Below are 800 nucleotides of genomic sequence, written 5' to 3'. Positions count from 1 at the left end.
TGATCATATTGTTAGTAAAAGTTCTATCTATCAGCTAATTGACCAAAAACTTGGTTCGAGGAGTTCAAAATCGACTTATTGTTATTCTGATTTAATACGTTCTTATTTTCTATTGACCCTCTGTGGAGGAGAATGTGCCGAAGATATTACAGAACATTTTCGCAGAGAATTAGAACAAGTAAAAGATTTTTCGGTTTGTTCAGCAGATACGCTATTGCGAATGCAAAAAGAATTAGCGACCACCAAACAAACCTATATTTCCTCGACAGCAGTTCAACACGATTTCAATATCAATATGAAGTTAAATGAACTGATGATTGAACTTTTAATTCACTGCAAACAACTTTCCCCTAATAATCAAGACTATATTTTTGATTACGACAATCAATTTATACCCACAGCTAAATACGATTCAAAACGCAGTTACAAAAAAGCCGATGGATACTTTCCAGGAATTGCCACCATTGGGAATCACCCTGTTTATATTGAAAACAGAAATGGAAATAGTAATGTCAAATACAAGCAAGACCAAACCCTTCAACGCGCCTACAATACTCTTAAAAAATTTGGAATAAAACCCAAATATAGCCGTATGGATTGTGGCTCATTTGTTAAAACCGTTATTCCTGTAGTTGAAGCTAATAGTGAGTATTTCTTTATTCGAGTGCAGCGTTGCACCAGTCTTTACGGCACTATAAAAGAAATAACCCAATGGCAGGATGTTGAAATTGGCTTCAAGAACTATCAAATTGCATCAATACAATACGCCCCTTTCGGAGAAAAAAAGACCTACAGATATG

General features: G+C 35.1%; 1 protein-coding gene. It reads left to right on the top strand.

The window, feature by feature from the left end; translation table 11 throughout:
* On the top strand, nt 1–800 hold an 800-nt coding region (locus GMC_RS18955; protein WP_010520824.1), incomplete at both ends, for a hypothetical protein.

Source organism: Aquimarina agarivorans (genome assembly GCF_000218485.1).
In the GTDB taxonomy this organism is placed as follows: domain Bacteria; phylum Bacteroidota; class Bacteroidia; order Flavobacteriales; family Flavobacteriaceae; genus Aquimarina; species Aquimarina agarivorans.
Note: the sequence above shows the minus strand (reverse complement) of the source record. Positions and strands in the feature narration are given on the sequence as shown.